A 24436-nucleotide genomic window follows, 5' to 3' on the forward strand; every position below is an offset into this window, starting at 1 on the left:
TGTTTAGTTAAAAAAACGCAGCCCGTCGACCGGTGAATATATTTACATAGTCCGTGGGGATCTGTTCTGGTGCAGAGAAGTAAGCGTAATTGATGTTGTTGATTTTCTTGAATGCCATTAGTTGGAGCGGTGTATTCGGGGCTATGCCTACATGGTCTCCCAAGAAGTTGGTGAACATGTTTTTCTTCGACACCGAGTCATCGAAAATCAGGAAAATCGCGTGGGTATCCGGGCCTGCGCTTTGGCGGACAAACTCATCGTTCGCCCATTGGAGGGCATTTAGCGGGCTGACAGACGCGGACTGAATTCCTGTGTCGGCAAAAATAGTCCCCACTTGGCCTTGGAGCTTCTCAAGGCTAAAAGTGGACACATAAGCCGCTCGGTAAGCCAGGCCGTGATACTCATCCAACTGATAAAACTCTCGGCTAAAGGCAATGGATTCCTCGGTTTCGATGCCCGTTCTTAATGCGCTATTTATTTCGGCAGAGCCACCTTCGCAATAGGCTGCCACCTCTGGGAATGACTCAGCATTCGATTTCGCCATCGACAGGTAATCAGTTTCAAAGCGCAGACGTTGTGCTGGCGTCAATGCCTCTGCTGAGGCAGGCCACTGAGCGATTAACTGTCCCAGCTCGTGGCTGGCTTCCTCATATATTTTCGGGCTGGTGCCTTGGCCTTGATACGGTGCTTTAGTCCAATTGCCGCTTTGGTCGGGCACCGCAAATTCCCCACGCTGCGTCTGCAACTGTGTGTTCTCGCGCAGCCGACGGTAGAGGTTCATTTCGCCGAACAGGTTGGCGTGGGGGCCGATGTAAAACGCTTCATCATGGATTTCAATACGGCGGTATTTGAGCGCATCGAACACAATGTCCGCTCCTGCGTCGCTCGATGTTGCCATTGTGCGGTTCTTTGACAGAACGCCGATGTGCACCTCGCCGTCAGCACCGGTGTAGCGGGTGAGCGGTCGAGGGGCGGGTCTGAACAGTTTGAGCGGTAGTGCCGCGCTCCGAGTAAGTTCAAGCTTGCTGATCCCACTCGACACCAGGTAGTCGAGGGCGATGAGAAGCTCCTTCGCCGCACCTTCGTAGTTGTTTTCTTCGATGTACCTGAACCCGTTCCAGGCTGTGTACATGGCCAGGCCTAACGTTATGGGGATAGAAATGGGCGGCGGTAAAAACAGCAGCATCACGTTGGTTGCCAAGTGCATGGCGGTATGGTGTTCGTCGGTCACGATTTCACGTGCATTACACAGGTTTGCTGTCCCATCCACGATCAGGTGTTTGATTTTAATACCGTGGCTTTCATCTATAAAATCCCGGGTTTGCTCAATCAGACTCAAGGGGTTCCAGATCAATTCGGGCACCGGAAGCGTCGTAGGTATCAGCTTGAACACATTTGGAAGGTGGTAGTGTTTTTGCCATTGATCCAGTTTGATGGCTCTCATTGCCAGCGGTCGCTTGGCGATTGGAAGTTGAAGCAAAAGGTAGCGGGTAAATGTGGGGTTCTCCAGGAAGCGAGTCTTTACGCTTTCCATGTCAGCGAACCAGCGAAAGACAATGCCATCTGGCGCATTCAGGGTGCACAGCACTACACCTTCCTCGCCGTCGGCTTGCGGTCCAATCTTTAGCACGTTCGACAATGGCACATCGGTAATAGCCAGAAACTGCACCAGGATTTTTTTACGACCTACCTGCCGGTCAGCTATTGCCTCGGGGGCATCTACGACGGCTTTGATCCAGCGCTGGCAGAGTTGAGGTATGTCTTGCGTAGCGCCGAACAAGCCTAAGTTAAGCTGTATTTGGCCAAGTCTTAACGCCAAATCATGCAGTGATTTTGCATACGCCGAGGTCTGAAGTCGCGTAATCAGAAATTGATCAATCGTGGAGCCGCTGTCGATTCGCGACACCAGCTCGCGTACAAATAATGCGTCGAGGCCATTGATGGGCCCCCCGTTGCCGTCAGTCACAACAATGCTTTGGGCACTCGAGAGCTTGAGCATGCCGGGCTTTTCAGCGGCTAATGAACTGAGCGTATAGCGTTTAAAAATGCTGTCTTCATCCGACGGCGGTAGTGCCAAGCCTGGGGCATAGGGGGGCAGCAGAGGAGGGCGATAGGTGACGTCAATGTTGATGTCGTCAGGGTTGAGCAATACATGCTTGTCGGCCAGGGCGTCTTTGATCACGGTGGCCGTGTAATAGCCTTCGAGCGTCTGGTCCGAGAGTTGCGGGTTGACCAGGTTATCCTCCGTCAACTGATTCAGTTCGATAATCGACTGACCCAATTTTTTAGCGGCGATAAGCCAAAGGTCTTTTTTCTCGGCGCTCATTGCCCTCCACCATTTAGGCATCGAGCTGTAAAGAATGTACCTGTCGTTCCAGTTCAAGTTTAGAAAGTTGTTGAATTGATAGCCTGGGTCAAGTGAGCGCGACAGGACTTTCAGAAAGGCGTTCGATTTAAGCCTCTGCACTTTCGCCGTTTTGACGCAGTGTTCAAAATCCGTTTGCTGCTTGGCAATCTGAGCCAGAAACTGGACGTTTAAAAAATCCCCTTCGATGGGTGAGAACGTCCAGGCTTGAGCGGTGATGGTTGTCGCTTCGAGCGATGCAATGGTGTCGGGATCTTCCATTGACACATTTTTCAGCAGCCATTGTTTTTGCGCCGTATCGGTCATTCGTTTCGATAGCGACTGGATGAGTAGCGGAAACGAATCGAACCCCTCTAAACCGCTATTAGGTGAATACATCAGTACCGGCCCCAGCCGCCCGTCTCCAACAGTGGGCTTGTTGAGCGTGCAGGCGTGGCTAAGAATAAAAACCCCGGCGAAGTTCAAAGGGGGGATGTCGCCAAGCGCCAGCGCCAAGCTGAAAACGCCGTGTTTTTTTACCGAAGTCGAGCTATAGCTTTGGCGGTATTGGAGCATGGTCTCCAGCATGGAAACCTGTTGACTGGTCAAGTGCTTCTGATCCATGCCTGCCCGCGCTTCCATCCGCAACGCCAATACACGTTCTTCTATGAATAACGCCATGCGGGTTGTTTTAGCTGCCTCAATCACGCCCCAGTAACTGAGCAGAGAGTGTTGATAGAGGGTGCTCAGCGTTTCGGACAGCTCAGTGTAAATAGCATGAAGCTGCCGATAATTGAGCGCCGTAATTTGATGGGTGACGGCAACTGAATCCGCCGCGATAAACCAGCCGGTGCGGTCTTCTTTCAGCTCCAGGGCCCCTAGAAAAAAATCGATCAGGCTGTCGCGCACGGTGATTGAGTGCGTGATCTTGCGAATCCACTGTATGGGCGGCGTAGGGCGCTGTGTCGGGAATTTAGTGAATGGCGGAATGTTGCCCTGTTTATGTTCGTACGAACTCAACCACGTTGTGTGGATGTCAATCAACAGATTGGGATGATTACGGTTGAGAATTTTATGAAACTCAATTTCCACCGTGTCGAGGAGGCTGGGTGGAAATAGCTTTGGGGCAGTGGCAGTTGGCGTGTGAGTCCCCTGTAAGGTGACAGGTGAGGCGGGTTGCTGGATCGTCATGGTCTGGTCATTTTCATGGGTAATAAAAAGAGATGCCTCGGTGCAGTTGCACGCGAGTACCTGACCATGAAGTCACTGCAAACAGTTCGTGTCTGTCAGTCGGTAGACATCCGAGAGACCGAGTTTGGCGTTTTGTAGGTAGGAGCTGTCTGACGGGCTTAGCGCTTACGCATCAGCCCGATGAAAAACAAACCGCCGATGGCTGCCGTCGCGACTCCGATGGGCAGATCTTCCGGGGCGATCAAGGTGCGCGCCGCCACATCGACCCAGACCAGAAAAATGCTGCCCATCAACACGCAGACCGGAAGCAGTCGACGGTGCTCGGCACCCACCAGACGGCGGGCGACGTGAGGCACCATCAGGCCCACAAACCCGATTGAGCCGCTGATTGAAACCATCACGCCAGTCATCAGTGATGCAATCAAAAAAACCCTGATCCGCACGTTGCGTGCGTTCAGTCCTAATGTGACTGCGGTTTGCTCGCCTGCCATCAGGGCGTTGAGCGCACGCGCCATGCTCAACAGCAAGGCCAGCCCGATCAACATGCTCAACGCTGGAATCCCGAGCAGTTCCCAACGCGCCAGACCCAAACCGCCTAGCATCCAGAACATCACCGCTGAACTGGCGCGATGATCACCCATGAACAGCAGTAAATTGGCCAGCGCCATCATCACGAACGACACCGCAATGCCGCACAGCAGCAGTCGGTCACTGTCCAGTCGACCATGGCGATTGGCGATGGCAAGCACCATCAACATGCTGCACAGCGCGCCAATGAAAGCGGCGAGGGGTAGGGTCATCAGGCCGATGACCTCGCCGACGTGCACCACCACGATCACCGCGCCCAGTGTCGCGCCGGAGGTCACGCCGAGTAGATGCGGGTCGGCCAGTGGATTACGGGTCGCGGCCTGCAGCACGGCACCGGTCAGCGCCAAGCCCGCGCCAACCAACGCACCGAGCAACATCCTCGGCACGCGGATCAGCCACACAATGTGTTCCTGGCCAGCACTCCAGGTCGGCATGTCGGGGCCCCCTCCGAACAGCTTGTGCAGAAGGATCTGCCAGACGATTTGCGCAGGCACCGGTGCGGCACCAAAACCCAGCGACAACACGCAGGAGATTAACAGCGCCAAGCCCAGACCCAGCATCAGCAGGTTATAGGCGCGCGTTCCATTCATAGCGGCTTGCCGTGAAAGCCTGCGGCCAAGGTTTCGATGGCCTCGATATTGTCGATTCCCGGCGTGGCTGCTACGTATGGGATCACGATGAAGCGCTTATTGCGGATCGCGTCCATGGATTGCAACGCCGGGTTGTTCAGCAGGAAGCGTTCTTTCTGTTCGGCGGTGACTTCGCCGTAATCAACGATGACGATCACTTCGGGGTTGCGTTCCACCACGCTCTCCCAATTGACCCGCGTCCAGCTGGCGTCGATGTCGTCCAATATGTTGCGCCCGCCTGCCGCTTCGATCAGCGCTTGGGGCATTGCCAGTCGGCCCGAGGTCATGGCCCGGTCCTCGCCACTGTCGTAGAGAAATACCCGTGGGCGGTCAGCGGGCAGGCTCGCTTTGATCGTCGCGACCCGCATCTGCATCTGCCCAATCAACTGATTGGCGCGATCCTGCACGTCGAAAATTCTGCCGAGATTTCGCAGGTCGTTGTACATGTCTTCAAGGCTCGCCATCGGGCGCTTCATCACAAACGCGCAGGATTCGCTCAGCTCATACACCTTGATCCCCAGTGGGGCGAGGGTCCGCGGGGTGAGGTCACCGCCAACGCGCATGCCGTAATCCCAACCGGCAAAAAAGAAATCGACGTTGGCATTGAGCAGGGTTTCCACCGACGGGTACTTGCTCGCCAGCTCCGGCAGACCGTCGAGTATTGTCGCCATCTGCGGCGTGACTGATTTCCAGCCAGTGATTCCGCTGTAGCCGACCATGCTCGATTTCAAACCGAGGGCGAGCATCATCTGCGTCATGTTGATGTCGTGGCTAAGGGCATGCTGCGGCGCTTTATCGAAGGTCACCTCACGGTTGCAGCTTTGAATGGTCAGCGGGTAGTGGGTGGTTTCGGCCCACGCGTGGGCGTTGGTCGAGAGCAGGGCGACAGCCAGGCTGACGCGCAGCAGAAAAAACAACTTCATGGGTGAGTGATCCAGGTGATTCGTGGGTGATCGGACAGTGGGTGGGTGTCGACCAATGCTTGGACGCCAAATACTTCGCGCAGCAACGTCACCGTGAGCACTTCAGTCGGAGTGCCGCTGGTGACGATGCGCCCGCGATCAATGACGTACAGCCGGTCACAAAACGCGGCGGCGAGATTGAGGTCGTGGAGGCTGGCCAGCACCCCGATGTTCAAGCGTTTGATCAATTGCAACAGCTCGATTTGAAAGCGCGGATCAAGGTGGTTGGTCGGTTCATCGAGCATCATTACGGTGGGTTGCTGCGCCAAGGCCCTAGCGAGAATCACACGCTGCTTCTCGCCGCCGGACAGCGTGGCAAATGTGTGGTTTTCGAAGCCGTGCATGCCCACCGCCAGTAGCGCTTGTTGGGTGATATGCCGGTCCAGCACGGTATCGGTCTCGAACATGCTTTTGTGCGGCGTGCGGCCCATGGCAACCACTTCATCGACGGTCAGGCCAAAGGCGTCGGGAAACTCCTGCAACACCACTGCTATTCGCTGAGCGCACCAGCGGGGTGACTGCTGCCAGACATTGCCCTGGTCCAGCAGCACCTCACCTGTGGTCGGTCGACTGAAGCGATAGGCGCAGCGCAACAAGCTGGTTTTGCCGCTGCCGTTAGGCCCGATCAAGCCCACGAATTCGCCTGCCGCCACACTCAACTGGACCTCACGCAGAAGGAATGGTTGATGGCCATGGGACGACCAAGCGATGTTTTTCAGCGTGAGAGCGGTCATGGGGTTTAGATCAGCCGAGTTTTGCTATGGGGCGCTGGAACCGTGAGAGCACCAGCCAATCCAGCGCCCAAACAGTCACCAGCGAAATGCCAACCAACGGAAACGCCAGCCCCAGAACAATCATGATCACGATGGCGGTTTTCCAACGCGGCAGGTCGTGGCGTAACGGCGGAGCACCCAGGCCACCCTGTGGGCGACGCTTCCACCAGATCACCAGTGCGCTAATCGAACTGAGCAGCACCATCAGGCAAATCAACAAAATCAGCAGTTGATTGACCCAGCCGAAGAACTTCCCTTCGTGCAGCATCACGCCCAATTCCGTGGCGCGAGAGACGTTGCTGTAATCCTTCCAGCCAACGTCGGCCAGCACCTTGCCGCTGTATTGATCGACATGCAGCGTGGCGTCGTTACGAGGGTCGTCGGCGAACACGGCGATGGTGAATACCCCGTCGGCCTTGGTGGGCGCGGTGATGCTATAGCCCGGTTCGATGTGCCGCTCGGTAGCAATGTTTACCACCTGTTGCAGCGACAGCGTCGGGTTCGCAGGCATTGACACCCCGCTCCCCTGGTTCATGTGTTCGGCATGCTCGCCGGACACCGGCATTGGCGTGTTTTCCAGCGCCCACGGCACGGTTTGGCGCGTAGGCGTATTGAGGGCACCGGCCAGTTGGTCCGATTTAGGAACGTCGTTCCACATGACCGCCGGGAAGGTGTTCCAGACATCAGCGAATTGCTTGCCCCACACACCGGTCCATGTCATGCCGCTCAATAGCATAAACAGCAGAAACACTGCGCCCCAGAAACCGGTCACCGCATGCACATCACGCCATAACAGGCGTCCCCGCTTGCTCAAGCGTGGCCATAGCACCCCGGCCATCGAGGCGCCGCGTGGCCACCACAAGTACAACCCCGAAACCACCAGCACAATCGCCCAGCCGGCGGCTAACTCAACGATCCGGTCACCGACTTTGCCCAGTAGTAATTTGCCGTGCAGTGAACGGGCGAGGGCTTGCAGGTTGTTTTTGCCGTCTTGAGTACCCAGGATCTCGCCGCGATAGGGGTCGATAAACACATTCAGCTCTCGGCCCCCCTGCAGGATCACGAACTGCGCACTGCCTTGCGCGTTCAGCGGTGGCAGGTATTTGCTGACAGGCGCCTGTGGAAAAGCGGCTTGCACCCGCTGTTGTTGCGCGTCGGCACTGAGCAATTGTTGGCCCGGCGTGACGTATAGCAAGTCGCTGTACATCACGTTGTCCAACTGGGGTTTGAACAGGTAAATAATCCCGGTCAACGACAGCAGAATCATGAACGGCGCAACGAACAGCCCGGCATAGAAGTGCCAGCGCCAGGCGAGGTTGTAGAAAGAAACCTTTGTTTGAGTCATGTGCAACGCTCCCGGCAGGGATAAACACGTATCGACCGGTACGGTCACCTTTGCGGTGAGGACCGGTTCGTTTTATTGAGGGTTTACCGTGTGGTCGAGAGCGGCGGAGCGCGGCTGCGGGCATTGGGGAAGGTGGTCTGCCGCGCGTGGCCTTGTTGCGATGCCACGTTGAAAAAGCCGGTCGGCTTGGGAGGATTAGACGCAACGAACGCCAACGCTTGCGGCAGCGCGGGGCAACTGAACAGTAGCGTGCAATACCCACATTTGGCCCAGATCACATGATCGGTCGCCACCGACGCGTGTTCGGCACTGTGGCATGAAGGCGCCTCAATTGCCTTGTCCACTGATGCAGGCATCGACATGGAGGCCGACATCGACATTCCGGCGTGCTGGTCCATCGGCATCGCTTGAGAAATCAGCGGACCGATAAAGATCATCAACATGGCGAACAGACTCAGCCATGCGCCTCGGGGTTTACCGGGGCGCAGGACGAAGCTGGCGTGGGGCGAAGCGCGGTTCACTTCAATCGCTCAGGGTATTTAATGGTCGTGCATGGCGTCTGCGTCGGGCGCCTGCTTTTGGACGGCAACCTCAACGGTGACAGCGCCTGATTGCTCGAAGTGCAGCGTCAGCGGGAAATGCTGGCCGTCGATCAGCTTCGATTTGTCCTTCAGGTCCATCAGCATGACGTGATAGCCCATGGGTTGAAATTTCACTTCGCCACCGGCCGGGACGTCAACGGTTTGCACCTGTTGCATCTTCATCAAACCGTCTTGCATCAGGTGTTGATGCAGATCGGCCATACCGGCGATAGGGCTGTCGACACTGAGCAGGCGATCGGCGGTTTTACCAGTGTTGTGAATCACAAAATACGCCGCAACGGTGGGTGCATTGGGCGGTAACTCCAAGGACCACGGGTGGGCGATGTGCAACTCGCCGACCATGGAATCATGGGCATTGGCAAAGCAGGCCGGCAGACATAAAGCGGCCAGGATGAGGATCTTCTTGATCATGGTGATTCTCCAGCGTGAACGATTCCGGTGCGCCGGACTTTGCGGTCAGCAGCGCTTTTTTTTGCTTCGGATCAGGCGCGGGGAGACGCTCGGGGGTTGAGGCTCGGCCATTGCTGGCGTGGGGACAATGCGGTTGGGGATTGGACGTCGCGCGCTAGCTTCGTTTCGACTTGCACCGCATACCACGGGGTGAAGCCGGATGGCACAGACACCAGCGGCGCCGAACCTGCGCAGCACCAGCAATGCTGCATGGCGGCATGATCGTCTTTCTGCGCAGGGCTTTGTTCAGTTTTGCCCAGTGAAATCGCCACCAGTCGAGTGCCGCTTGCCGAACAAAAACTGCCCCACAACAACGCTTCATCAACGGTTTTCGGTGCGGCGCTGGTCATCGGCATGGCGAGCATGTTGAACAGCACTGCAAAGCAGGCAATCCAGGCAAATGCCAACCGGCGTCGAGACATGGGGTGCTTTCCGTTTCATTAAGCCGTCAAAGGCGCTATTTAGCCTGAATGGCCGGAATAAGTAAAAAAAGTGCCCGTGGCGAGATGCCGCGGCACGTTGGCGCAGATCCCCAGTAAAGCCCGCTTGTAGGCGAAGAATTCCCTGTGTCGTATCAGGGCCCGCCACTTCGCGACAGGTTTAGGTAGAAAAGCAGCCAGTAAAAGTGAATCCACTGAGCACAACGTCTGGTGGTGGGTCGCTCTATTGTCTCCAATGAGCCCCCACACCTACCCGCCATCAACTCAAAAACCGCCGCGTTCTCGAAGGCGGTTTTTTTATAAATAGCGTTTGGGAAATTTCCTAGGGCGGTCGCGGATGCATCCTACATACGACGTGGGTCGGCCTGCGTGAGCATGTGTGCCAAAGAATTTTGGCACTACAAAAAGAGGGTCCATCCATGCCGATCTTAAACATTCAGAACGCATTTACCCTGACAGTCGCCTACCCAAAAAGGCGGCGAAACCTAGGGGTGTTCAACTTTTCCGAAATCGTAGCGGCTCCAGATCACGTCAACGAACCCTTTAACGTTCCGTCCCAAATAGAAGTGCCCTCTGTATGTCTAGCTTCTTGAACCCCGGCTCGGCTCACCGCGTATTGGTGATATTGGTCGCTGCGGTACTCGCTTGCATCGCCCTGCAAGCGTGCAGCAAAGCACCGCCCGACCGACTCGGCATTCCCATCGAGGGCTACAACCACACCTCGGCGGCGATCAATCATTTCGACGTCAACGGCAACGGCGGTCCGAACATCGGCCCGTTTGGCGGTGGCGGCAGCCAGATGTGCTGCGTGGCCATGCCGCGCAAATGGCATCCCGGCCTGACCGTGGTGGTGGAGTGGGAGAAGGACCCAACACCACACGACTACGCAGATTGGCCAGAGCGCAGATTTTCTGATGCCTGGAATGCTCGGATGAAGAAAGCAAAAACCAACAACACCCGCCACCGCGCCGTCGTGGAGGTCGCGCCCTATGAAGAACTCGGGGTCATTGACGTCCATTTTTTGCCCTGCGACCAAATCGCGGTCTCCGCCGTTGCCGAGCTGCCGGGTAAACCCGGCTACCCCTTCTCTTATCCCCGCAAAATGGAAGTACCTCCCGTATGCCCAGCTTCATGAACACCGGTTTAGTTCGTCGCGTGCCGGTGTTTTTAGCCGCTGCGGTGCTTGCCTGCGTTGCGCTGCAAGCGTGCAGCAAAGCGCCGCCAGACCGACTCGGCATTCCCATCGAGGGCTACAACCACACCTCGGCGGCGATCAATCATTTCGACGTCAACGGCAACGGCGGTCCGAACATCGGCCCGTTTGGCGGTGGCGGCAGCCAGATGTGCTGCGTGGCCATGCCGCGCAAATGGCATCCCGGCCTGACCGTGGTGGTGGAGTGGGAGAAGGATCCTAATGTTGGAGCCTCACGATATTGGCCTGAACCCCGTTATTCAGATGCATGGTTCAGAGCCGGAAGAGAGCATCAGTCCAAATATACCCGCCACCGCGCCGTCGTGGAGGTCGCGCCCTATGAAGAACTCGGGGTGATTGACGTCCATTTTTTGCCCTGCGACCAAATCGCCGTTGCAGCCGTTGCCGAGCTGCCGGGTAAACCCGGCTACCCCTTTTCCTACCCGCGCAAAATGGAAGTGCCCCCCGTATGTCCAGCTCCTTGAATTCCAAATCGCAACGCCCCCAGCCGTCGCCGTTAACACCTACGCCACGGTTCAAGAAAGAAGGCCTGCTGCCTCTTAATTCCGACGACGTCGGGCTCAATTACCGTAAGCAATATCGCCCCAAACTTATGTTTTCCGATGCGGTTGAGCGGGCTACCCGAGCCAGAGGCCATACCTATTTAGTTTCCTCATGCATGGACGTGTTGAACATCACTCTGTGTTTTGACGGCACCAATAACCACGAGCCCTCGGACAAGCGGGCTCAACCGCCGACCACCACCAACGTGGCGCGGCTGTTCCATGCCAGTTTGGGCGGGGAAGATAACGGCGCCAAGAACCGGGACAACCAATAAGGTTTTTACCGCTACTACATCCAGGGCGTCGGCACCGAATTCAAGGAAATTGGTGAGTTCGAGCCTCGATTGCTGGGCTTGACCGGGGCTGCGGGAGGCGAGAATCGGATCGATTGGGCGTTCACCCGCTTGCTGGATACTCTCCACAGAGCCTGCGGTGAAAAGCGTCTAGAGCCCGTAGAGGCTTACGCACTGGTTCAGCAGATGAGCGCTTCATTAACCGGCGGGCTGTTTAGTAACGGAAACGCCTTGCGCCGCCAAGTGCTGCAAGCGCCGATGCTGGCGCTGCAAAAAAAGATCGAGAACCTGCACGCCCGCAGTGCGATCCCCCGGATCATCGGCATGCGCCTGTGGATCTACGGTTTCTCTCGAGGGGCTGCCGAGGCTCGGGCGTTTGCCAACTGGCTGGAAGCGCTGACCAAGATCGAGGTGGACGGTGAGACCTGTTATTTGTTTGCCGGAATCCCCATCAGCATTGCTTTCATGGGGCTGTTCGACACCGTGGCCTCCACCGGCATGGCCTATGCAATGCCCTTCGCCGACGGCCACATGGGCTGGGCGGATGACACCCTGCGGCTGCCCGAATCGGAGAAATTTCTTGAGCGCTGCGTGCACTTGGTGGCGGCTCACGAACAACGCAACTGCTTCCCGGTGGATTCTATCCGGCGCAAAACCAACCCTAAGGATCCGAACTGCCCCTCGACTTACCGCGCCGGAACCTTTGAATACCTCTACCCCGGCATGCACTCCGACGTCGGCGGGGGGTATCCGCCGGGTGAACAGGGTAAATCGCTGGCCGGACCTCAGGATGTGCTGTCGCAAATACCATTGCAGCATATGTATGCAGAGGCTTATGCAGTAGGAGCGCCGCTAAAGGCACCTTCGAAGTCGATTAGCTCCGAGCAAAAAGGCAAGTGGCCTTGGGTGGAAATGTCAGAGGAAACGGATCTCGCCTTCGCAGTCTCCGACACCCTAACCCACCGCTTCAACACCTGGCTCGACGCCCACCAAACCGGCCCGCTGGAAGATGCCATGGAGCATCAAGCCGCCCTGATCACTGCCTGGCGAATCAATCGGTACGCGTCCTTCCGCCTGCGGGAGACGTCGGTTTATCAGCACCTTCAGGGCAAGGACATGACGGACGAAGAAAAAAACGCCTTCAAAGCGCTGTACGGCAGGCAGTCCGAAGAGAACCTGGCGCAGCACAACGGAACAGAGCCGTCGGCCCTGTCAGACCAAGAACAGATAAAACGCGACAGCCATCTGGCGATCAAGCAGGCCTACGAACAGCGCACCGGGGCTACACAGCCCATGACCTTCAATACGCACAAGTCCTTTGAACCCATCCTCAACCAGAATCAGCTGGAAATGGCGATGAGCGAGTTTCGCCGTGACTATACGGGGAAGTGGGCGTTCGCCGACTCCAACGAGGCGACGTCGGCTGGCACGGTGATCAACACGCTGTTCGGAGGGCTGGTGTACCTCATCAACGAACAAGACGAAGCCGAGGAATACGTCAAAATGCGCCGAACGGCCAATATAGCTTTCAACAAGCTCTACGCCCCCGGCAGTTTTGAACCCCTCAGTGATAAAGCGCAGACCCTTACCGATTTTTTTGACGAGCAAGTCCACGACTCACGCGCCTGGTTCATGAACGCGATGCTCAATGAGCGTGAAGTGTTCGGCGATTATTTCCGTTTTCGCGCAGTGTTCTTCGATGATCAATCCAACAAGTCGTTATCGCTGATCGCCAGGTCCGGGCAGGTGATCGGGGTCGGCATCGCGCTTGCCAGCGTTGGCCTGAGCATCAAGCGCAACGACCCGCGTTACCTGATTGGGCTGATTATTCCGTCGCTGGGGATTCCGGCGTTTCGCGGCAAGCTCAACGCGCTGGCCATGCCGCAAGTGCGCGCCTTTGACCCGGTTACGAACATCGACCTGCCGATGCAAGACGTCGGCGCCCTCAGGACCTTTACCAAAAACACCGGCGACGTGCTGAAACTGGCCAAGGCCTTGCCACTGCCTGAAGCCCTCAGCGACGAAACCGCCACCACGCCTGAGCTGAAAGCCCTGCTCAAGGCCCAAAAAACGGCGAGGGTCGCAGAAATGGCCAAAGAGCTGTTCGACAGCCTGCCCGCCGAAGAAAAATCGGGATGGCTGGACCAAATCAAAGGCGTGGTGGGTGGGTAAATCCACCCGAGTCTGTATTAGCCAACGTGTTGGTGCAGGGGTTTGAAGCGTATGCCTGACACGCCGCCTCGTGAGCACGTTGGCTTCTACAGAAATCCAACCTGAGCTAACTGTTCCAGCAGCTCACTGACTTCCGTAAATTCCAGGTCCACGTTCGGCAACACCGGCCGACGCAAAATCAACACCGGCACCCCACGCTCTCGCGCCACCTCAAGCTTTGCCTCGGTGGCGCTGCCGCCGCTGTTTTTGCTGATCAGCACGTCGATGTCTCGACTCGCAAACAACTCACGTTCGCCCTCCAGCAAAAACGGCCCGCGTGCGGCGATGACGTCGCAACGGTCATTGCCGGGGATGTCGGTGACGGTGTTCTCCAATGCGCGCAAGGTCCAGAACTGCTGGGCGGGTATTTCATGAAGGTGCTGCAAGGGCTCGCGGCCAAGGGTGAACAGCGGTCGCTTGAACCGGGCGAGGGCGGTGATCAGTTCGGGCCAATCAGCGACTTCACGCCAGTCATCGGTGACTTGCGCTTGCCACCCCGGTCGGCGCAAGGCCCAACACGCGGTAGCGCTGAGCTGCGCGGCTCGCGCAGCGTTGTGGCTGATCTGGGCGGCGTAAGGGTGGGTGGCGTCCAGCAGCAAATCGATGCCTTGATCGCGAATAAACTGCGCTAATCCTTCGGCACCGCCGTAGCCGCCGACACGCACCTGGCAGGTCAAGTCAGTCGGCACCCGGCCTACACCGGCCAGGCTGTAGATATGCTGCGGCCCCAATCGACGGGCGATGGCCAGTGCGTCGGTCACGCCGCCCAGTAATAACAGGCGCTTCATGCCGAGACCCCGGCATGCCCGACAATGCCGCCTTGGCGGTCGATAGCGAACACTTCCACTTCCACTTCTCTGGGCACCACGCTTTGGGCAAACCGCAGCGCGTGACGACACACTTCATCACCCAGCGCGATGCCGACGGCGCTGGCCATGGCCAACGCTTGCTGGCTGGTGTTGGCGCCACGGATAGCCTGTTGCAGCGCGTCGTTGGCACCGAGGGAGGCGGCCCAATGGGCCAGTTGCGGCAGGTCGATGCTGGAGTGGCGGCTGTGCAGATCCATATGGCCCGCCGCCAGTTTGCTGATTTTGCCGAAGCCGCCGCAGATGCTGAGTTTGGCCACCGGCACTTTGCGCAGGTGCTTGAGCACGGCGCCGATAAAGTCGCCCATTTCGATCAAGGCAATTTCCGGCAGGTCGTAGACCCGGCGCATGGTGTCTTCGCTGGCGTTGCCGGTACAGGCGGCAATGTGCAGATAACCGTTGGTTTTTGCGACGTCGATGCCTTGATGAATCGACGCGATGTACGCCGCGCAGGAAAACGGTCGAACGATGCCGCTGGTGCCGAGGATCGACAGCCCACCGAGAATGCCCAAGCGCGGGTTCATGGTTTTCAAGGCCAGGGTCTCGCCGCCCTCGACACACAGGGTCGCCTCGAAACCACCGGTGTAGTTCGATGCCTGGGCCAGTTGCAGCAAGTGTTCAGTAATCATTTTGCGCGGCACCGGGTTGATCGCCGGCTCACCCACGGCAAGTACCAGACCCGGGCGCGTCACCGTGCCCACGCCTGGACCCGCTTTGAACCGCACGCCGGGTTCCGCGATCAGCCGCACCCGGGAAAATACCAGGGCGCCATGAGTGACGTCAGGGTCGTCGCCTGCATCCTTGATCGTCCCGGCTTCGGCACCGTCGGCAAACGCCCGGCAAAACTCCAGGCGCATGTGCACCTGCTTGCCCTTGGGCAGCACGATTTCTACCGCGTCGTTGATTTCGCCATTTAACAGTAATCGCGCCGCCGCCAGACAGGTCGCCGTCGCGCAACTGCCGGTGGTGTAACCGGAGCGCAGGGGGGCGGGTTGTTCGGCGGTCTCGGCGCGCATCAGGGTTTGATCGCTTCGAGCAGGGTGATGGGCAAGGCTTGGCGCCAGGTGTCGAACTCACCCAGCGGCTTGGCCTGGGCCACATGCAGGCGGGTCAGTTCGCCGCCGAACTGCTCGCGCCAGACCACCAGCGTGGCTTCGCTTTGCAGGGTGACGGCGTTCGCGACCAGACGCCCGCCTGAGCGCAGCTTTTGCCAGCACACGTCGAGTACGCCGGGGCGAGTGACGCCGCCGCCGATGAAAATCGCATCTGGGGTTTCCAGATCAAACAACACCTTGGGAGCTTGACCGCGAATCAATTGCAAGCCGGGCACGCCTAGCGCATCGCGGTTGTGTTCGATCAATAGCTGACGGCCTTCATCGGCTTCGATAGCCAGCGTGCGGCAGCTTGGGTGCGCGCGCATCCATTCAATGCCTATAGAACCGCAGCCCGCGCCGACGTCCCAGAGCAATTCACCCGGCGTAGGTGCAAGGCGCGCCAAGGTGATGGCCCTTATGTCGCGCTTGGTCAGTTGGCCGTCGTGTTTGAAGGCGCTGTCGGGTAGGCCGGCCAGCATCGACAAACGCGGCGTGTCGACGTCGGCGCGGCATTCGATGGCAACCACATTCAGCGCGGCAATGGGCAGGTTTTTCCATTGGCTGGCGATCTCTTCGACTCGACGCTCATCCGTGCCGCCTAAATGCTCCAGCACCGTCATGCGGCTGGGGCCGTAACCTCGGGCACGCAATAGCTCCGCGATCGCCGCCGGACTGCTGCCGTCGTTGCTCAAAACCAACAGGCGCACACCGTTATGAAATTGAGCATTCAACGCCGCCAATGGCCGGGCGACCACCGATAACGTGACCACATCTTGCAGCGGCCAACCCAAGCGGGCAGCTGCCAGGGAATAGGACGACGGCGAGGACAGCACGCGCATTTCCTCGGCATCGACCTGCCGTGCAAGGCTGGCGCCGACCCCAAACAGCATCGGATCGCCACTCGCCAACACGCAAATCGGCGTGCCGCGTTGGTCTAGAACCGGGATTAGAGAAAACGGGCTGGGCCAGAGCGTGCGTTCGGCACGAATACAGGCAGGCAGTAAATCCAGCTGACGCTGACCGCCAAACACCTGAGTAGCGCCCAGCAGCGCGTGGCGAGCCGTCTTGCCCAGGCCTTTGAAGCCCTCTTCACCGATTCCCACGACTGTCAGCCAGGGCGCCATGTATGTTCCTCAACCGACTTAAATAAGCAGTTCCGACAGAGCGGCTTTTCATGCCTGCGGACAAAGCAGGCATAATACCGCGCCCACAGGGCTGTAGCGTTTTTCAAATTCAGTTTGGGTGACCCTTTGAACCAGCCGACGTCCGCATCGCCTTTACGCCCCTCGGCTTGCCCGGGGTTGTTGCGTATCGTCCCGGCGCTGGACGGCGGTATCTGCCGTATCAAGTTGGCCGGCGGTTCTATCACTTCGATTCAGGCCGCCGCCGTGGCTGAAGCGGCGCAGCGTTACGCTGGGGGGGTGATTGAGGCGACAAATCGGGCCAACCTGCAGATTCGCGGCATTGGTGCCGAACAGGACGCTTTGATTGCCATTCTGTTGAGCGCCGGCCTTGGGCCGAATAACCCGGCGAGCGACGACGTGCGTAACCTGATGCTGAGCCCGACGGCCGGAATTGACCCGCAGCAGTTGTTCGACAGCCGACCGTTGGCTGCGCAGATTCTCGGTACCTTGGAGAACGAACCTCGTTTTCATGACCTGTCGCCCAAATTCGCCCTCTCCCTGGACGCAGGCGAAGCGCTGGTGATGCGTGAACACCCCCATGATCTGTGGTTGTCGGCGCTGGAAGTCGACGGGGAAGTCCTGTTGGCGTTCGGGTTGGCGGGGTGTCCTGGGCATGATGCACCGCTTGCTGCGGTGGCGTTAGCCGAGGGGCATGCGCTGGTGATTGCGGTGCTGGACGCGTTTCTTGAATCGGCGCGGCCGGAGCAAACACGGATGCGCCATCTGCTGGCAGCGATGCCGGTTGAGGAGTTTCTTCGGGCCGTAGCGCAGCGCTGTGGGCGCGAACTCATTCGCGAAGGCATTAGCGCGGTCTACCAGAGAAACCGCGCCGCCCGCTTCTCGAATAAATTCGTCCCCACAGAATCTAAGTTGTCCCTAATAGAACACCTGCATTTGGGTCTGTATCAACAATCGGTGGCTGGGCGTGTTGCGGTCGGCGCCGCTGTGCCATTGGGACGGCTCGATGCCTCGATGCTGCGCGCCGTTGCCCAATTGGCCGCGCAATGGGGCGACGGGACGTTGCGTCTGACGCCGTGGCAAAGCGTTTTGCTGCCCAATGTGTGCGGCGAACACGCTTCAACGGTCATGGCCGGCCTGCACGCGGCGGGCTTGATCTGCAACCGCGAACAGCCGTTGGCAAACATCATCGCCTGCACCGGCTCAGCTGGCTGCGTCAAAGGCTTGGCCGACACCAAAACCGACGCCTTTAAGCTGGCGGTTTTGTTGGAGCATCATGGCTTGAACCTGCCGGTACACCTGACGGCCTGCTCACGCAGCTGCGCCGCCGCGCATATCGCCCCGATGACCTTGCTGGCGACCCGCGCCGGACATTACGACCTTTATTTTCGCGACACGCAGCAGCCGGGTTTCGGCGCATTGCGGGCGCGTGACCTCACTATAGAAGCAGTCGGCGCGTTATTCGCTGCCGACTCACGGAGCAGTACTGATGATTGATTACATCCGCGACGGCCAGGAGATTTATCGCAACTCCTTCGCGATCATTCGTGCCGAGGCCCGGCTCGACAAGATCCCGGCCGACCTGGAAAAACTCGCCGTGCGGGTGATTCATGCCTGTGGAATGGTTGAGGTTATCGAAGACCTGCGCTATTCCCCCGGCGCCGGTACTGCTGGCCGCAATGCCTTGGCCGCTGGCGCGCCGATTCTCTGTGACGCCCGTATGGTGTCCGAAGGCGTAACCCGCACGCGCCTGCCTGCCAACAATCAGGTGATCTGCACCCTCAAGGACGACGGCGTCCCGGAGCTGGCTCGCGAATTGGGTAATACCCGCTCTGCCGCCGCACTGGAGCTGTGGCGTCCGTATCTGGAAGGCGCGGTGGTGGTGATTGGCAACGCACCGACTGCGTTGTTCTACCTGCTGGAAATGCTCGATGCCGGTGCGCCAAAACCGGCGTTGATCCTCGGTTTTCCGGTAGGTTTCGTTGGCGCGGCCGAGTCCAAGGCGATGCTCGCGGCCAACAGCCGGGGCGTGCCGTTTGTGATCATGCAGGGTCGTCGCGGAGGTAGCGCGATGGCGGCCGCTGCGGTCAACGCCTTGGCCACGGAGATCGAATGATGCAGCAACCCGGTCGTTTGATTGGTCTGGGAGTCGGCCCAGGTGATCCCGAGCTGATAACCGTTAAGGCCCTGCGTCTGCTTCGCGAATCCCCTGTGGTTGCCTACTTCGTCGCCAAGGGTAAGAAAGGCAACGCGTTCGGCATCATCGAGGCGCACCTGCAACACGCGCAAACCTTGATGCCGTTGGTCTACCCAGTCACCACCGAAGCATTGCCAGCGCCGTTGTCCTATGAGCAAGTCATCAGCGACTTCTACGACGAGGCCAGCGAAGCCTTGGCGGCGCATCTGGATGCCGGACGCGATGTGGCGGTGATCTGCGAAGGCGATCCGTTTTTCTATGGTTCTTATATGTACCTGCACGACCGTCTTGCTGAACGCTATGAAGCCGAAGTGGTGCCCGGTGTTTGCTCGATGCTGGGCGGCGCTTCGGTGCTGGGCGCGCCGCTGGTCTATCGCAACCAAAGCTTGTCGGTGTTATCCGGCGTGCTGCCCCACGATGAACTCAAGCGGCGTCTGGCGGATGCCGATGCGGCGGTGATCATGAAGCTGGGCCGCAACTTCACTAAGGTCCGCCAGGTTTTGGAAGAGCTGGGCATGGCCGAGCGCGCTTTGTATGTTGAGCGCGCGACCATGTCCAACCAGAAAATCGTTCCGTTGGATCAGGTCGAACCCATGTCGTCGCCGTACTTTTCGCTGATTATTGTTCCCGGCGAACGGTGGCAAGGCTGATGACTGCTCATGCACCGGCCATTGTGATTCTGGGCAACGGCGGCCTCGACACCGCGCGCCGCATTCAACGGCTGTACCCGAATTCGTTGATTCATGGTCTTGCAAGCCGGGTCGATGGCGCGGACCTCACCTACATCGAATTTGGCAGCACCCTGCGCCAGCTCTATCAACAGGGCACGCCGATCATTGCTTTGTGCGCCGCCGGGATCGTGATTCGTACCTTGGCGCCGCTGTTGCTGGAAAAGGGCGCCGAGCCGCCGGTGTTGGCCGTGGCCGAAGACGGCAGCGCGGTCGTGCCTTTATTGGGCGGTCTGGGCGGCGTGAACATCATGGCTCGGGAGATTGCAAAAGGGCTGAACGTGGCTGCGGCGATTACTACCAGCGGCGAACTGCGTTTTGGCACCTGCCTGCTGAATCCGCCCAGTGGCTATGCCTTGGCTGATCTTGAGTTGGGTAAGCGCTTTGTCTCGGATTTGCTTTGCGGCGAACGCGTGCGTATCGAGGGTTCTGCACCGTGGTTGGCTGACGCGCAGTTGCCCGAAGACGCCCAAGCGCGACTGGCTATTCATGTGAGTAGCGCTGAGCGGGAACCGTCGGCCAATGAATTATTGATTTACCCACGCAGCGTGTTGGTGGCGGTAAGTGCATCGCTGCCCGAATTAGCGTCCAGCGTTCGCGCTGCCTTGCATCAGGCTGGCCTCGCCCTTCAGTCGTTGGCCTGTTTGCTGGCTAGCGATACGGAGATGGCCAATCCTCAATTACATCAAGCCGCGACTGAGCTGAATGTGCCGTTGCGATTTGTCGCTGCGCAGGCATCGGTTTGCGCGTTGGCAGAACACGCGGTGCCGCAGGTGTTGGCGCCGATTTGCGTCGGTGACAGCATCGCTATCGCGGCGGCTGCGAAGCCGTTAGACGTGCTAAACATCGGTCGTGGGCGCGGTCGTTTGGCGGTGATCGGCCTCGGTCCCGGTGCGGCAGAATTGATGGTGCCAGCGGTTAAGGCTGAACTGGCGCGGGCCACCGATATTCTCGGTTATGAAACTTACGTGCGCATGGCCGGGCCATTTCGCGCCGATCAGGTGCAGCACTGCACGGACAACCGCGAAGAAATGCAACGCGCCCGGCATGCTTTTGAACTGGCCGCGCAAGGGCGTTCGGTTGTCGTGGTGTCGTCCGGCGATCCAGGCGTATTTGCCATGGCGTCAGCGGTGCTTGAAGCGCTGCATGAGTCAACCAACCCCGAGTGGCACAGGGTTGATCTGGAAATTTTGCCGGGGGTTTCCGCGTCCTTGGCGACCGCCGCGCAAGCCGGTGCGCCGCTGGGGCATGACTTCTGCGTGATGTCGCTGTCGGACAACCTCAAACCGTGGGACGTGATTGAAAAACGTCTGGAGCTGGCTTCCCAAGCTGACTTGGCTTTGGCGTTCTACAACCCGATATCTCGATCCCGACCTTGGCAACTCGGCCGCGCACTGGAAATCGTCCGCCAACATCGCACGCCGGACACCCCCGTGACCTTGGGCCGCGACATTGGGCGGCCAGGGCAAACGCTGCGGGTGATTGCATTGGGTGAGCTGACGCCAGATCAGGTAGACATGCGCACCATGGTGTTGATCGGCTCATCCACAACCTGCATCTTTCCCCGCGCAGATGGCGGTAAGTGGGTGTACACGCCGCGCTGGTATGGGGAAAAGCCGGTGGCATGAGTGGCTGGTAGAAGTTATGTGCGCAGTACAAATGAGTTGTGCAAGCGCGCTCCTACAGTAAGTCGGTGTGGGTGCCTGTTATTTCGGGTATTTTTCTTGTAAGAAAAATCTTTGGTTTGATGGGAAAACTCAGGCAGATGTTAGGTGGATATCTTCAAGACGGTGCTGAATAGTCGCCAGTCTTTGTATTTAGGTGCTCTGCGACGGCAGAGTGGATTTAACTAAATGTGTATTCAGTTATGGGGAATGAAAAAGATCAGCAAGATGCGCTAGTTTATTGGCTGCCCAAGAAGGGTAACTCTTAAATTAAAAGGAAGTTGCGCATGAATGAGTACGATAAAGTCCCGAGCAGTGTTGAAGATCGTCTGGATTATATTGCAAGTTGTCAGTTGCCTGAGGGTGATTCACGCGTGGCGGAGGTCATTAACCCCACCCATCGCCGGTCCCGCCGTTCGTTGGCGGTGGATGAAAAAGCCGAAGGTGCCGCGGTTGTTGCCAATAGCATTGTTTCGTTCGTGGCGGGTATGTCGAAGCAGAGCAAGGAAGATATCAAGAACGCGGTATTGTTCGCGACCTTGGTGGCCAACAAGGCGCACCCGAACATGAGCGGGCCGCTATGGTACGAGCAGTTCGTGAACGTCATGATCCGCGCGTGTGGATGGGTGCCCACTCGCCGGGAATATTCCAAATACACGGCTTCCGAACACATGTTCACCATGGATCAGGTAGGCCTTAAAATTCTTGCGTCGGCGGTTGCGGCGGTAACGGTCCCAGGTGCTACCGCTGCGGTACTGGTGGGCGTTGCGCAGCAAGCGCTTGAAGCACTTCAGGCCAGTGATAAACCGCTCAAGCTCTTTGAAGGAAAAAGTCGCCGTCACAACGGCGGAGCCTTCAGTATCGCTTCTTGTGTTGAATCAGCGGATGGTGAAGTCGCGATGGCCATGGGGTCAGTAGATTTTTCATCCGTCTTAAGCGCCAAAAATGTACTGTTCTGGGACTGGAACAGTAACTCAGTCAGTATTTCTCGGGCGGAGTCGTGTCTGGTATTGAATCAGAATATCTACGCTGAAGTCCGAGACAGCATTCTTCGCAAGCTCGGAACTAACGCCAAACAGGCTATTGAAGAGTACGAAATTTAAAAAGCTTTCTCCCGCCGCAGGTTCCTGCGGCGGACTTCCCGTGTAGAGACACTAAGGAGAGCGTGATGCGCAATGGAATGCCAACAAACTATATCAATGCCGGCGCGTTGATGTTTTTTGATGAGTCGGTAGGAGAGTTGAATAAGCGAGATATTCTCGACGCCAGCTTATATATCCAACTGGCTGCTTCGAAAAAAAAACCTAAGTTCTCCGAGTTTGACGCTTGGTATCAAACCTATTTGAGGGCAATGGCGACGTTTGGTTGGGTCGTGTCTGCGCGCGAATACGACAGTGATCCGATACAGAACCATGGGCAATTCGATGTGTGGTCGCTCTTTAAACATGAGCTTGAGAGACGAGTGCCGGGTTCACTTATTCAAACCGCTGAGTGCCTGGTAATGGATTCACCCCAACGCTTCTTCAGCCCTGCCGCACATTCTCTGCTTGGAGAATACGCGTTCCGGTGTGAAGGAGCCGAAGGCGGTGATCCACTCTCCAGGGTGGTACTTCAGCTAAGTTTTGTGCATGGGGCCTCTTCGATGACCTCAATGTTTGTCGCGTTCAAAACGTTGGCGTCAGGGGTGGAGCATGCGTTTTTCAAGCCGTTAGATCGTAATCAAATTGTGGGCAATCTTGAGCTTGCGTCGTTTTCGGCGCAACTGTCTGATTTGCGCTATGCGCAGTTTAGAGATCAATTCATTGCCGCTCTCGGTGCCAGAAGGTCGACATTGATTCTGGCGCTTGAGGAGCATCAATAATGATCAAGGAGCACACTCGCATCGCGATAGCAGGCAATAACTTGGTCTCGTTCGTGGCGGGTATGTCTACGCAGGAAAAGGAGGACGTGTTGGACATGTTGTTGTACGCGGACTTTTTTGCCAGCCAGGCATATGACCGACGGGTGCACTGGAAAAGTTGGCTGGATTACTATCGCAACAGATTGGTCAGACACGGCTGTGCGTTGAAAAGTCTCATCGTGAGGGATCCTGTGGTAATCACCGATCCCTACGAATTGGACCGCCTGACTTTTAAAGTCGTGGGCGCCGAGGGCTCGGCCGAGCTTGCCGGTTTGGTTCAAGCATCGTTTAGCGCCATACGAGTCAACGACTACGCCCGAGCGTTTTTTCAACGGGGCACAGGGGCGGGCCGCATCGGAAGTTTTCAAATCGTACCGTGCGATAGAACCCGCGATGGTCAGATCAGAATTTTCCTGTGCGCCTTGCAGATCAACGCACTTGAAATAGTCGATGAAGGATGGTTCTGGAATAACAATACGCGGGATTTGGTGTTGCGCTTGGTGGGCGGTGTATATGAGTTTAGTCGTGATAATTACGCCTCATCTCGCGATCAAATACGCACCAAGCTGATTCAGAATTCAACGCGCTTTATTCAAGACATTGAGCTCTAAGGGCCCTAAGGCAATAAATATCCTCTGACCCCGGTAAAGATAATTTGCGCTGCCAACGCACACACAAACAATCCCATCAGCCGACTGACGATCTGCAGGCCCTGATCGCCCAGAATGTTCTCGATGCGATTCGATAGATACAGCACGATGCCGACGGTCAAACTGGCGAGGGCAATGCTGAGGATGGCCGTGAGTTTGTCATCCCAGTGGGGTTGGCTGACGCCCATGACCAACAATGCGCCGATGGTGCCCGGTCCGACGGTCAGCGGAATGGTCAGCGGGACAATAGTGACGTCCTGCTGAACATTGTCAGTTTGCACAGCAGATTTACCTTGAGCCATTCCGAGCGCCGAAATGAACAAGACACTGCCTGCACCGATGCGGAAGGCATCGACGGTGATACCGAATACCGAGAAAATCAATCGTCCGAACAGGTACAGCAGCACGCTTGACATCAAGGTGGCCAGCGCGACTTTCCACGCAAGGCGACGACGCTCCTTGCTGGAGTAACCACGCGTGAGGCTGATGAAGCACGACAGAACGAAGAACGGGCTATAGAGCACTAACATTTTCAGGTAAACGCTGAACAACACGTGAAGCATGGCTTGAGCTCGCGCGACTGGGAAAGGACGACAGGAAGTCTATCAGGCG

Annotated in this window: 23 protein-coding genes; 11 read left to right on the forward strand and 12 right to left on the reverse strand. The window is 57.6% G+C overall.

Features of this window, described 5'->3' with window-relative positions; all coding sequences use genetic code 11:
• Positions 1 to 7: 7 nt before the first annotated feature.
• From QN378_RS02755 to QN378_RS02790, 8 genes are all read right to left on the reverse strand, one after another.
• Positions 8 to 3535, reverse strand: a complete 3528-nt coding sequence (locus QN378_RS02755; protein ID WP_323548884.1) for a dermonecrotic toxin domain-containing protein — start codon at positions 3533 to 3535, stop codon at positions 8 to 10.
• A gap of 158 nt (positions 3536 to 3693) precedes the next feature.
• A complete protein-coding gene (locus tag QN378_RS02760) occupies positions 3694 to 4713 on the reverse strand; it encodes an iron ABC transporter permease (RefSeq protein ID WP_322206610.1) in 1020 nt (339 codons plus the stop codon).
• Positions 4710 to 5675, reverse strand: a complete 966-nt coding sequence (locus QN378_RS02765) for an ABC transporter substrate-binding protein (RefSeq protein WP_323548885.1) — start codon at positions 5673 to 5675, stop codon at positions 4710 to 4712. Before QN378_RS02765 ends, QN378_RS02760 begins: the two co-directional genes overlap by 4 nt.
• A complete protein-coding gene (locus tag QN378_RS02770) occupies positions 5672 to 6448 on the reverse strand; it encodes an ABC transporter ATP-binding protein (protein WP_323548886.1) in 777 nt (258 codons plus the stop codon). Before QN378_RS02770 ends, QN378_RS02765 begins: the two co-directional genes overlap by 4 nt.
• A 10-nt stretch (positions 6449 to 6458) precedes the next feature.
• A complete protein-coding gene (locus tag QN378_RS02775) occupies positions 6459 to 7832 on the reverse strand; it encodes a PepSY domain-containing protein (RefSeq protein WP_323548888.1) in 1374 nt (457 codons plus the stop codon).
• Positions 7833 to 7915: 83 nt separating this feature from the next.
• On the reverse strand, positions 7916 to 8320 hold the full coding sequence (locus tag QN378_RS02780; protein WP_322206996.1) for a DUF2946 domain-containing protein: 405 nt from the start codon (positions 8318 to 8320) through the stop codon (positions 7916 to 7918).
• 51 nt (positions 8321 to 8371) lie between these two features.
• Positions 8372 to 8845, reverse strand: coding sequence for a copper chaperone PCu(A)C (locus tag QN378_RS02785; RefSeq protein WP_322206614.1), 474 nt, complete (start codon positions 8843 to 8845; stop codon positions 8372 to 8374).
• A gap of 71 nt (positions 8846 to 8916) precedes the next feature.
• Positions 8917 to 9306, reverse strand: a complete 390-nt coding sequence (locus QN378_RS02790) for a DUF2946 domain-containing protein (protein ID WP_322206615.1) — start codon at positions 9304 to 9306, stop codon at positions 8917 to 8919.
• Positions 9307 to 9901: 595 nt separating this feature from the next.
• Between QN378_RS02790 and QN378_RS02795 the strand changes: the two genes are divergently transcribed.
• The 4 genes from QN378_RS02795 (at position 9902) to QN378_RS02810 (ending at position 13544) form a co-directional block, all read left to right on the forward strand.
• Positions 9902 to 10459, forward strand: a complete 558-nt coding sequence (locus QN378_RS02795; RefSeq protein ID WP_322206616.1) for a DUF3304 domain-containing protein — start codon at positions 9902 to 9904, stop codon at positions 10457 to 10459.
• A complete protein-coding gene (locus QN378_RS02800; protein WP_323548889.1) occupies positions 10444 to 11001 on the forward strand; it encodes a DUF3304 domain-containing protein in 558 nt (185 codons plus the stop codon). The genes QN378_RS02795 and QN378_RS02800 overlap by 16 nt, the downstream gene beginning before the upstream one ends.
• Positions 10986 to 11354: a hypothetical protein gene (locus QN378_RS02805; RefSeq protein ID WP_323548891.1), complete on the forward strand. Its 369-nt coding sequence runs from the start codon at positions 10986 to 10988 to the stop codon at positions 11352 to 11354. The genes QN378_RS02800 and QN378_RS02805 overlap by 16 nt, the downstream gene beginning before the upstream one ends.
• A gap of 204 nt (positions 11355 to 11558) precedes the next feature.
• On the forward strand, positions 11559 to 13544 hold the full coding sequence (locus tag QN378_RS02810) for a DUF2235 domain-containing protein (protein ID WP_323570701.1): 1986 nt from the start codon (positions 11559 to 11561) through the stop codon (positions 13542 to 13544).
• 86 nt (positions 13545 to 13630) lie between these two features.
• Here the strand turns inward: QN378_RS02810 and QN378_RS02815 are convergent, their stop codons facing one another.
• The 3 genes from QN378_RS02815 to cbiE are packed head-to-tail and all read right to left on the reverse strand — an operon-like array spanning position 13631 to position 16667.
• The gene (locus QN378_RS02815; RefSeq protein WP_323548895.1) at positions 13631 to 14371 is read right to left on the reverse strand and encodes a cobalt-precorrin-6A reductase; all 741 of its coding nucleotides are present in this window, start codon (positions 14369 to 14371) and stop codon (positions 13631 to 13633) included.
• Positions 14368 to 15465 carry a cobalt-precorrin-5B (C(1))-methyltransferase gene (locus QN378_RS02820; protein WP_323548897.1) on the reverse strand — a complete coding sequence of 366 codons (1098 nt, stop codon included), beginning with the start codon at positions 15463 to 15465 and terminating at the stop codon, positions 14368 to 14370. Before QN378_RS02820 ends, QN378_RS02815 begins: the two co-directional genes overlap by 4 nt.
• On the reverse strand, positions 15465 to 16667 hold the full coding sequence (gene cbiE, locus QN378_RS02825) for a precorrin-6y C5,15-methyltransferase (decarboxylating) subunit CbiE (RefSeq protein WP_323548899.1): 1203 nt from the start codon (positions 16665 to 16667) through the stop codon (positions 15465 to 15467). The genes QN378_RS02820 and cbiE overlap by 1 nt, the downstream gene beginning before the upstream one ends.
• A gap of 126 nt (positions 16668 to 16793) precedes the next feature.
• On the opposite strand from cbiE, the gene cobG reads away from it, so the two are divergent.
• The 7 genes from cobG (at position 16794) to QN378_RS02860 (ending at position 23785) form a co-directional block, all read left to right on the forward strand.
• A complete protein-coding gene (cobG, locus tag QN378_RS02830; RefSeq protein ID WP_323548901.1) occupies positions 16794 to 18182 on the forward strand; it encodes a precorrin-3B synthase in 1389 nt (462 codons plus the stop codon).
• Positions 18175 to 18801 (forward strand): precorrin-8X methylmutase, encoded by a 627-nt coding sequence (locus QN378_RS02835; protein WP_322206625.1) that lies wholly within the window; start codon positions 18175 to 18177, stop codon positions 18799 to 18801. Before cobG ends, QN378_RS02835 begins: the two co-directional genes overlap by 8 nt.
• The gene (locus tag QN378_RS02840) at positions 18801 to 19532 is read left to right on the forward strand and encodes a precorrin-2 C(20)-methyltransferase (protein ID WP_322206997.1); all 732 of its coding nucleotides are present in this window, start codon (positions 18801 to 18803) and stop codon (positions 19530 to 19532) included. The genes QN378_RS02835 and QN378_RS02840 overlap by 1 nt, the downstream gene beginning before the upstream one ends.
• Positions 19532 to 21238: a precorrin-3B C(17)-methyltransferase gene (gene cobJ / locus QN378_RS02845; protein WP_323548903.1), complete on the forward strand. Its 1707-nt coding sequence runs from the start codon at positions 19532 to 19534 to the stop codon at positions 21236 to 21238. The genes QN378_RS02840 and cobJ overlap by 1 nt, the downstream gene beginning before the upstream one ends.
• 323 nt (positions 21239 to 21561) lie before the next feature.
• Positions 21562 to 22377: a hypothetical protein gene (locus QN378_RS02850; RefSeq protein WP_323548904.1), complete on the forward strand. Its 816-nt coding sequence runs from the start codon at positions 21562 to 21564 to the stop codon at positions 22375 to 22377.
• 65 nt (positions 22378 to 22442) lie between these two features.
• Positions 22443 to 23135: a hypothetical protein gene (locus QN378_RS02855; RefSeq protein ID WP_322206628.1), complete on the forward strand. Its 693-nt coding sequence runs from the start codon at positions 22443 to 22445 to the stop codon at positions 23133 to 23135.
• A complete protein-coding gene (locus QN378_RS02860; RefSeq protein WP_322206629.1) occupies positions 23135 to 23785 on the forward strand; it encodes a hypothetical protein in 651 nt (216 codons plus the stop codon). The genes QN378_RS02855 and QN378_RS02860 overlap by 1 nt, the downstream gene beginning before the upstream one ends.
• Before the next feature lie 5 nt (positions 23786 to 23790).
• On the opposite strand, the gene QN378_RS02865 is transcribed toward QN378_RS02860, so the two are convergent.
• On the reverse strand, positions 23791 to 24387 hold the full coding sequence (locus QN378_RS02865) for a MarC family protein (protein ID WP_322206630.1): 597 nt from the start codon (positions 24385 to 24387) through the stop codon (positions 23791 to 23793).
• Positions 24388 to 24436 lie beyond the last annotated feature (49 nt).

It is taken from the genome of Pseudomonas sp. 10S5 (genome assembly GCF_035019745.1).
In the GTDB taxonomy this organism is placed as follows: Bacteria; Pseudomonadota; Gammaproteobacteria; order Pseudomonadales; family Pseudomonadaceae; genus Aquipseudomonas.

Bases quoted from the DNA above. Each gene is read 5' to 3' on its own strand.
- QN378_RS02775 (WP_323548888.1), bottom strand. From the start codon at position 7,832: ATGACTCAAACAAAGGTTTCTTTCTACAACCTCGCCTGGCGCTGGCAC.
- QN378_RS02760 (WP_322206610.1), bottom strand. From the start codon at position 4,713: ATGAATGGAACGCGCGCCTATAACCTGCTGATGCTGGGTCTGGGCTTG.
- QN378_RS02865 (WP_322206630.1), bottom strand. From the start codon at position 24,387: ATGCTTCACGTGTTGTTCAGCGTTTACCTGAAAATGTTAGTGCTCTAT.
- cobJ (WP_323548903.1), top strand. From the start codon at position 19,532: ATGACTGCTCATGCACCGGCCATTGTGATTCTGGGCAACGGCGGCCTC.
- QN378_RS02785 (WP_322206614.1), bottom strand. From the start codon at position 8,845: ATGATCAAGAAGATCCTCATCCTGGCCGCTTTATGTCTGCCGGCCTGC.
- QN378_RS02855 (WP_322206628.1), top strand. From the start codon at position 22,443: ATGCGCAATGGAATGCCAACAAACTATATCAATGCCGGCGCGTTGATG.
- QN378_RS02790 (WP_322206615.1), bottom strand. From the start codon at position 9,306: ATGTCTCGACGCCGGTTGGCATTTGCCTGGATTGCCTGCTTTGCAGTG.
- QN378_RS02840 (WP_322206997.1), top strand. From the start codon at position 18,801: ATGCAGCAACCCGGTCGTTTGATTGGTCTGGGAGTCGGCCCAGGTGAT.
- QN378_RS02820 (WP_323548897.1), bottom strand. From the start codon at position 15,465: ATGCGCGCCGAGACCGCCGAACAACCCGCCCCCCTGCGCTCCGGTTAC.
- QN378_RS02850 (WP_323548904.1), top strand. From the start codon at position 21,562: ATGAATGAGTACGATAAAGTCCCGAGCAGTGTTGAAGATCGTCTGGAT.
- cbiE (WP_323548899.1), bottom strand. From the start codon at position 16,667: ATGGCGCCCTGGCTGACAGTCGTGGGAATCGGTGAAGAGGGCTTCAAA.
- QN378_RS02765 (WP_323548885.1), bottom strand. From the start codon at position 5,675: ATGAAGTTGTTTTTTCTGCTGCGCGTCAGCCTGGCTGTCGCCCTGCTC.
- QN378_RS02860 (WP_322206629.1), top strand. From the start codon at position 23,135: ATGATCAAGGAGCACACTCGCATCGCGATAGCAGGCAATAACTTGGTC.
- QN378_RS02835 (WP_322206625.1), top strand. From the start codon at position 18,175: ATGATTGATTACATCCGCGACGGCCAGGAGATTTATCGCAACTCCTTC.
- QN378_RS02805 (WP_323548891.1), top strand. From the start codon at position 10,986: ATGTCCAGCTCCTTGAATTCCAAATCGCAACGCCCCCAGCCGTCGCCG.
- QN378_RS02795 (WP_322206616.1), top strand. From the start codon at position 9,902: ATGTCTAGCTTCTTGAACCCCGGCTCGGCTCACCGCGTATTGGTGATA.
- QN378_RS02755 (WP_323548884.1), bottom strand. From the start codon at position 3,535: ATGACGATCCAGCAACCCGCCTCACCTGTCACCTTACAGGGGACTCAC.
- QN378_RS02800 (WP_323548889.1), top strand. From the start codon at position 10,444: ATGCCCAGCTTCATGAACACCGGTTTAGTTCGTCGCGTGCCGGTGTTT.
- QN378_RS02815 (WP_323548895.1), bottom strand. From the start codon at position 14,371: ATGAAGCGCCTGTTATTACTGGGCGGCGTGACCGACGCACTGGCCATC.
- QN378_RS02810 (WP_323570701.1), top strand. From the start codon at position 11,559: ATGAGCGCTTCATTAACCGGCGGGCTGTTTAGTAACGGAAACGCCTTG.
- QN378_RS02770 (WP_323548886.1), bottom strand. From the start codon at position 6,448: ATGACCGCTCTCACGCTGAAAAACATCGCTTGGTCGTCCCATGGCCAT.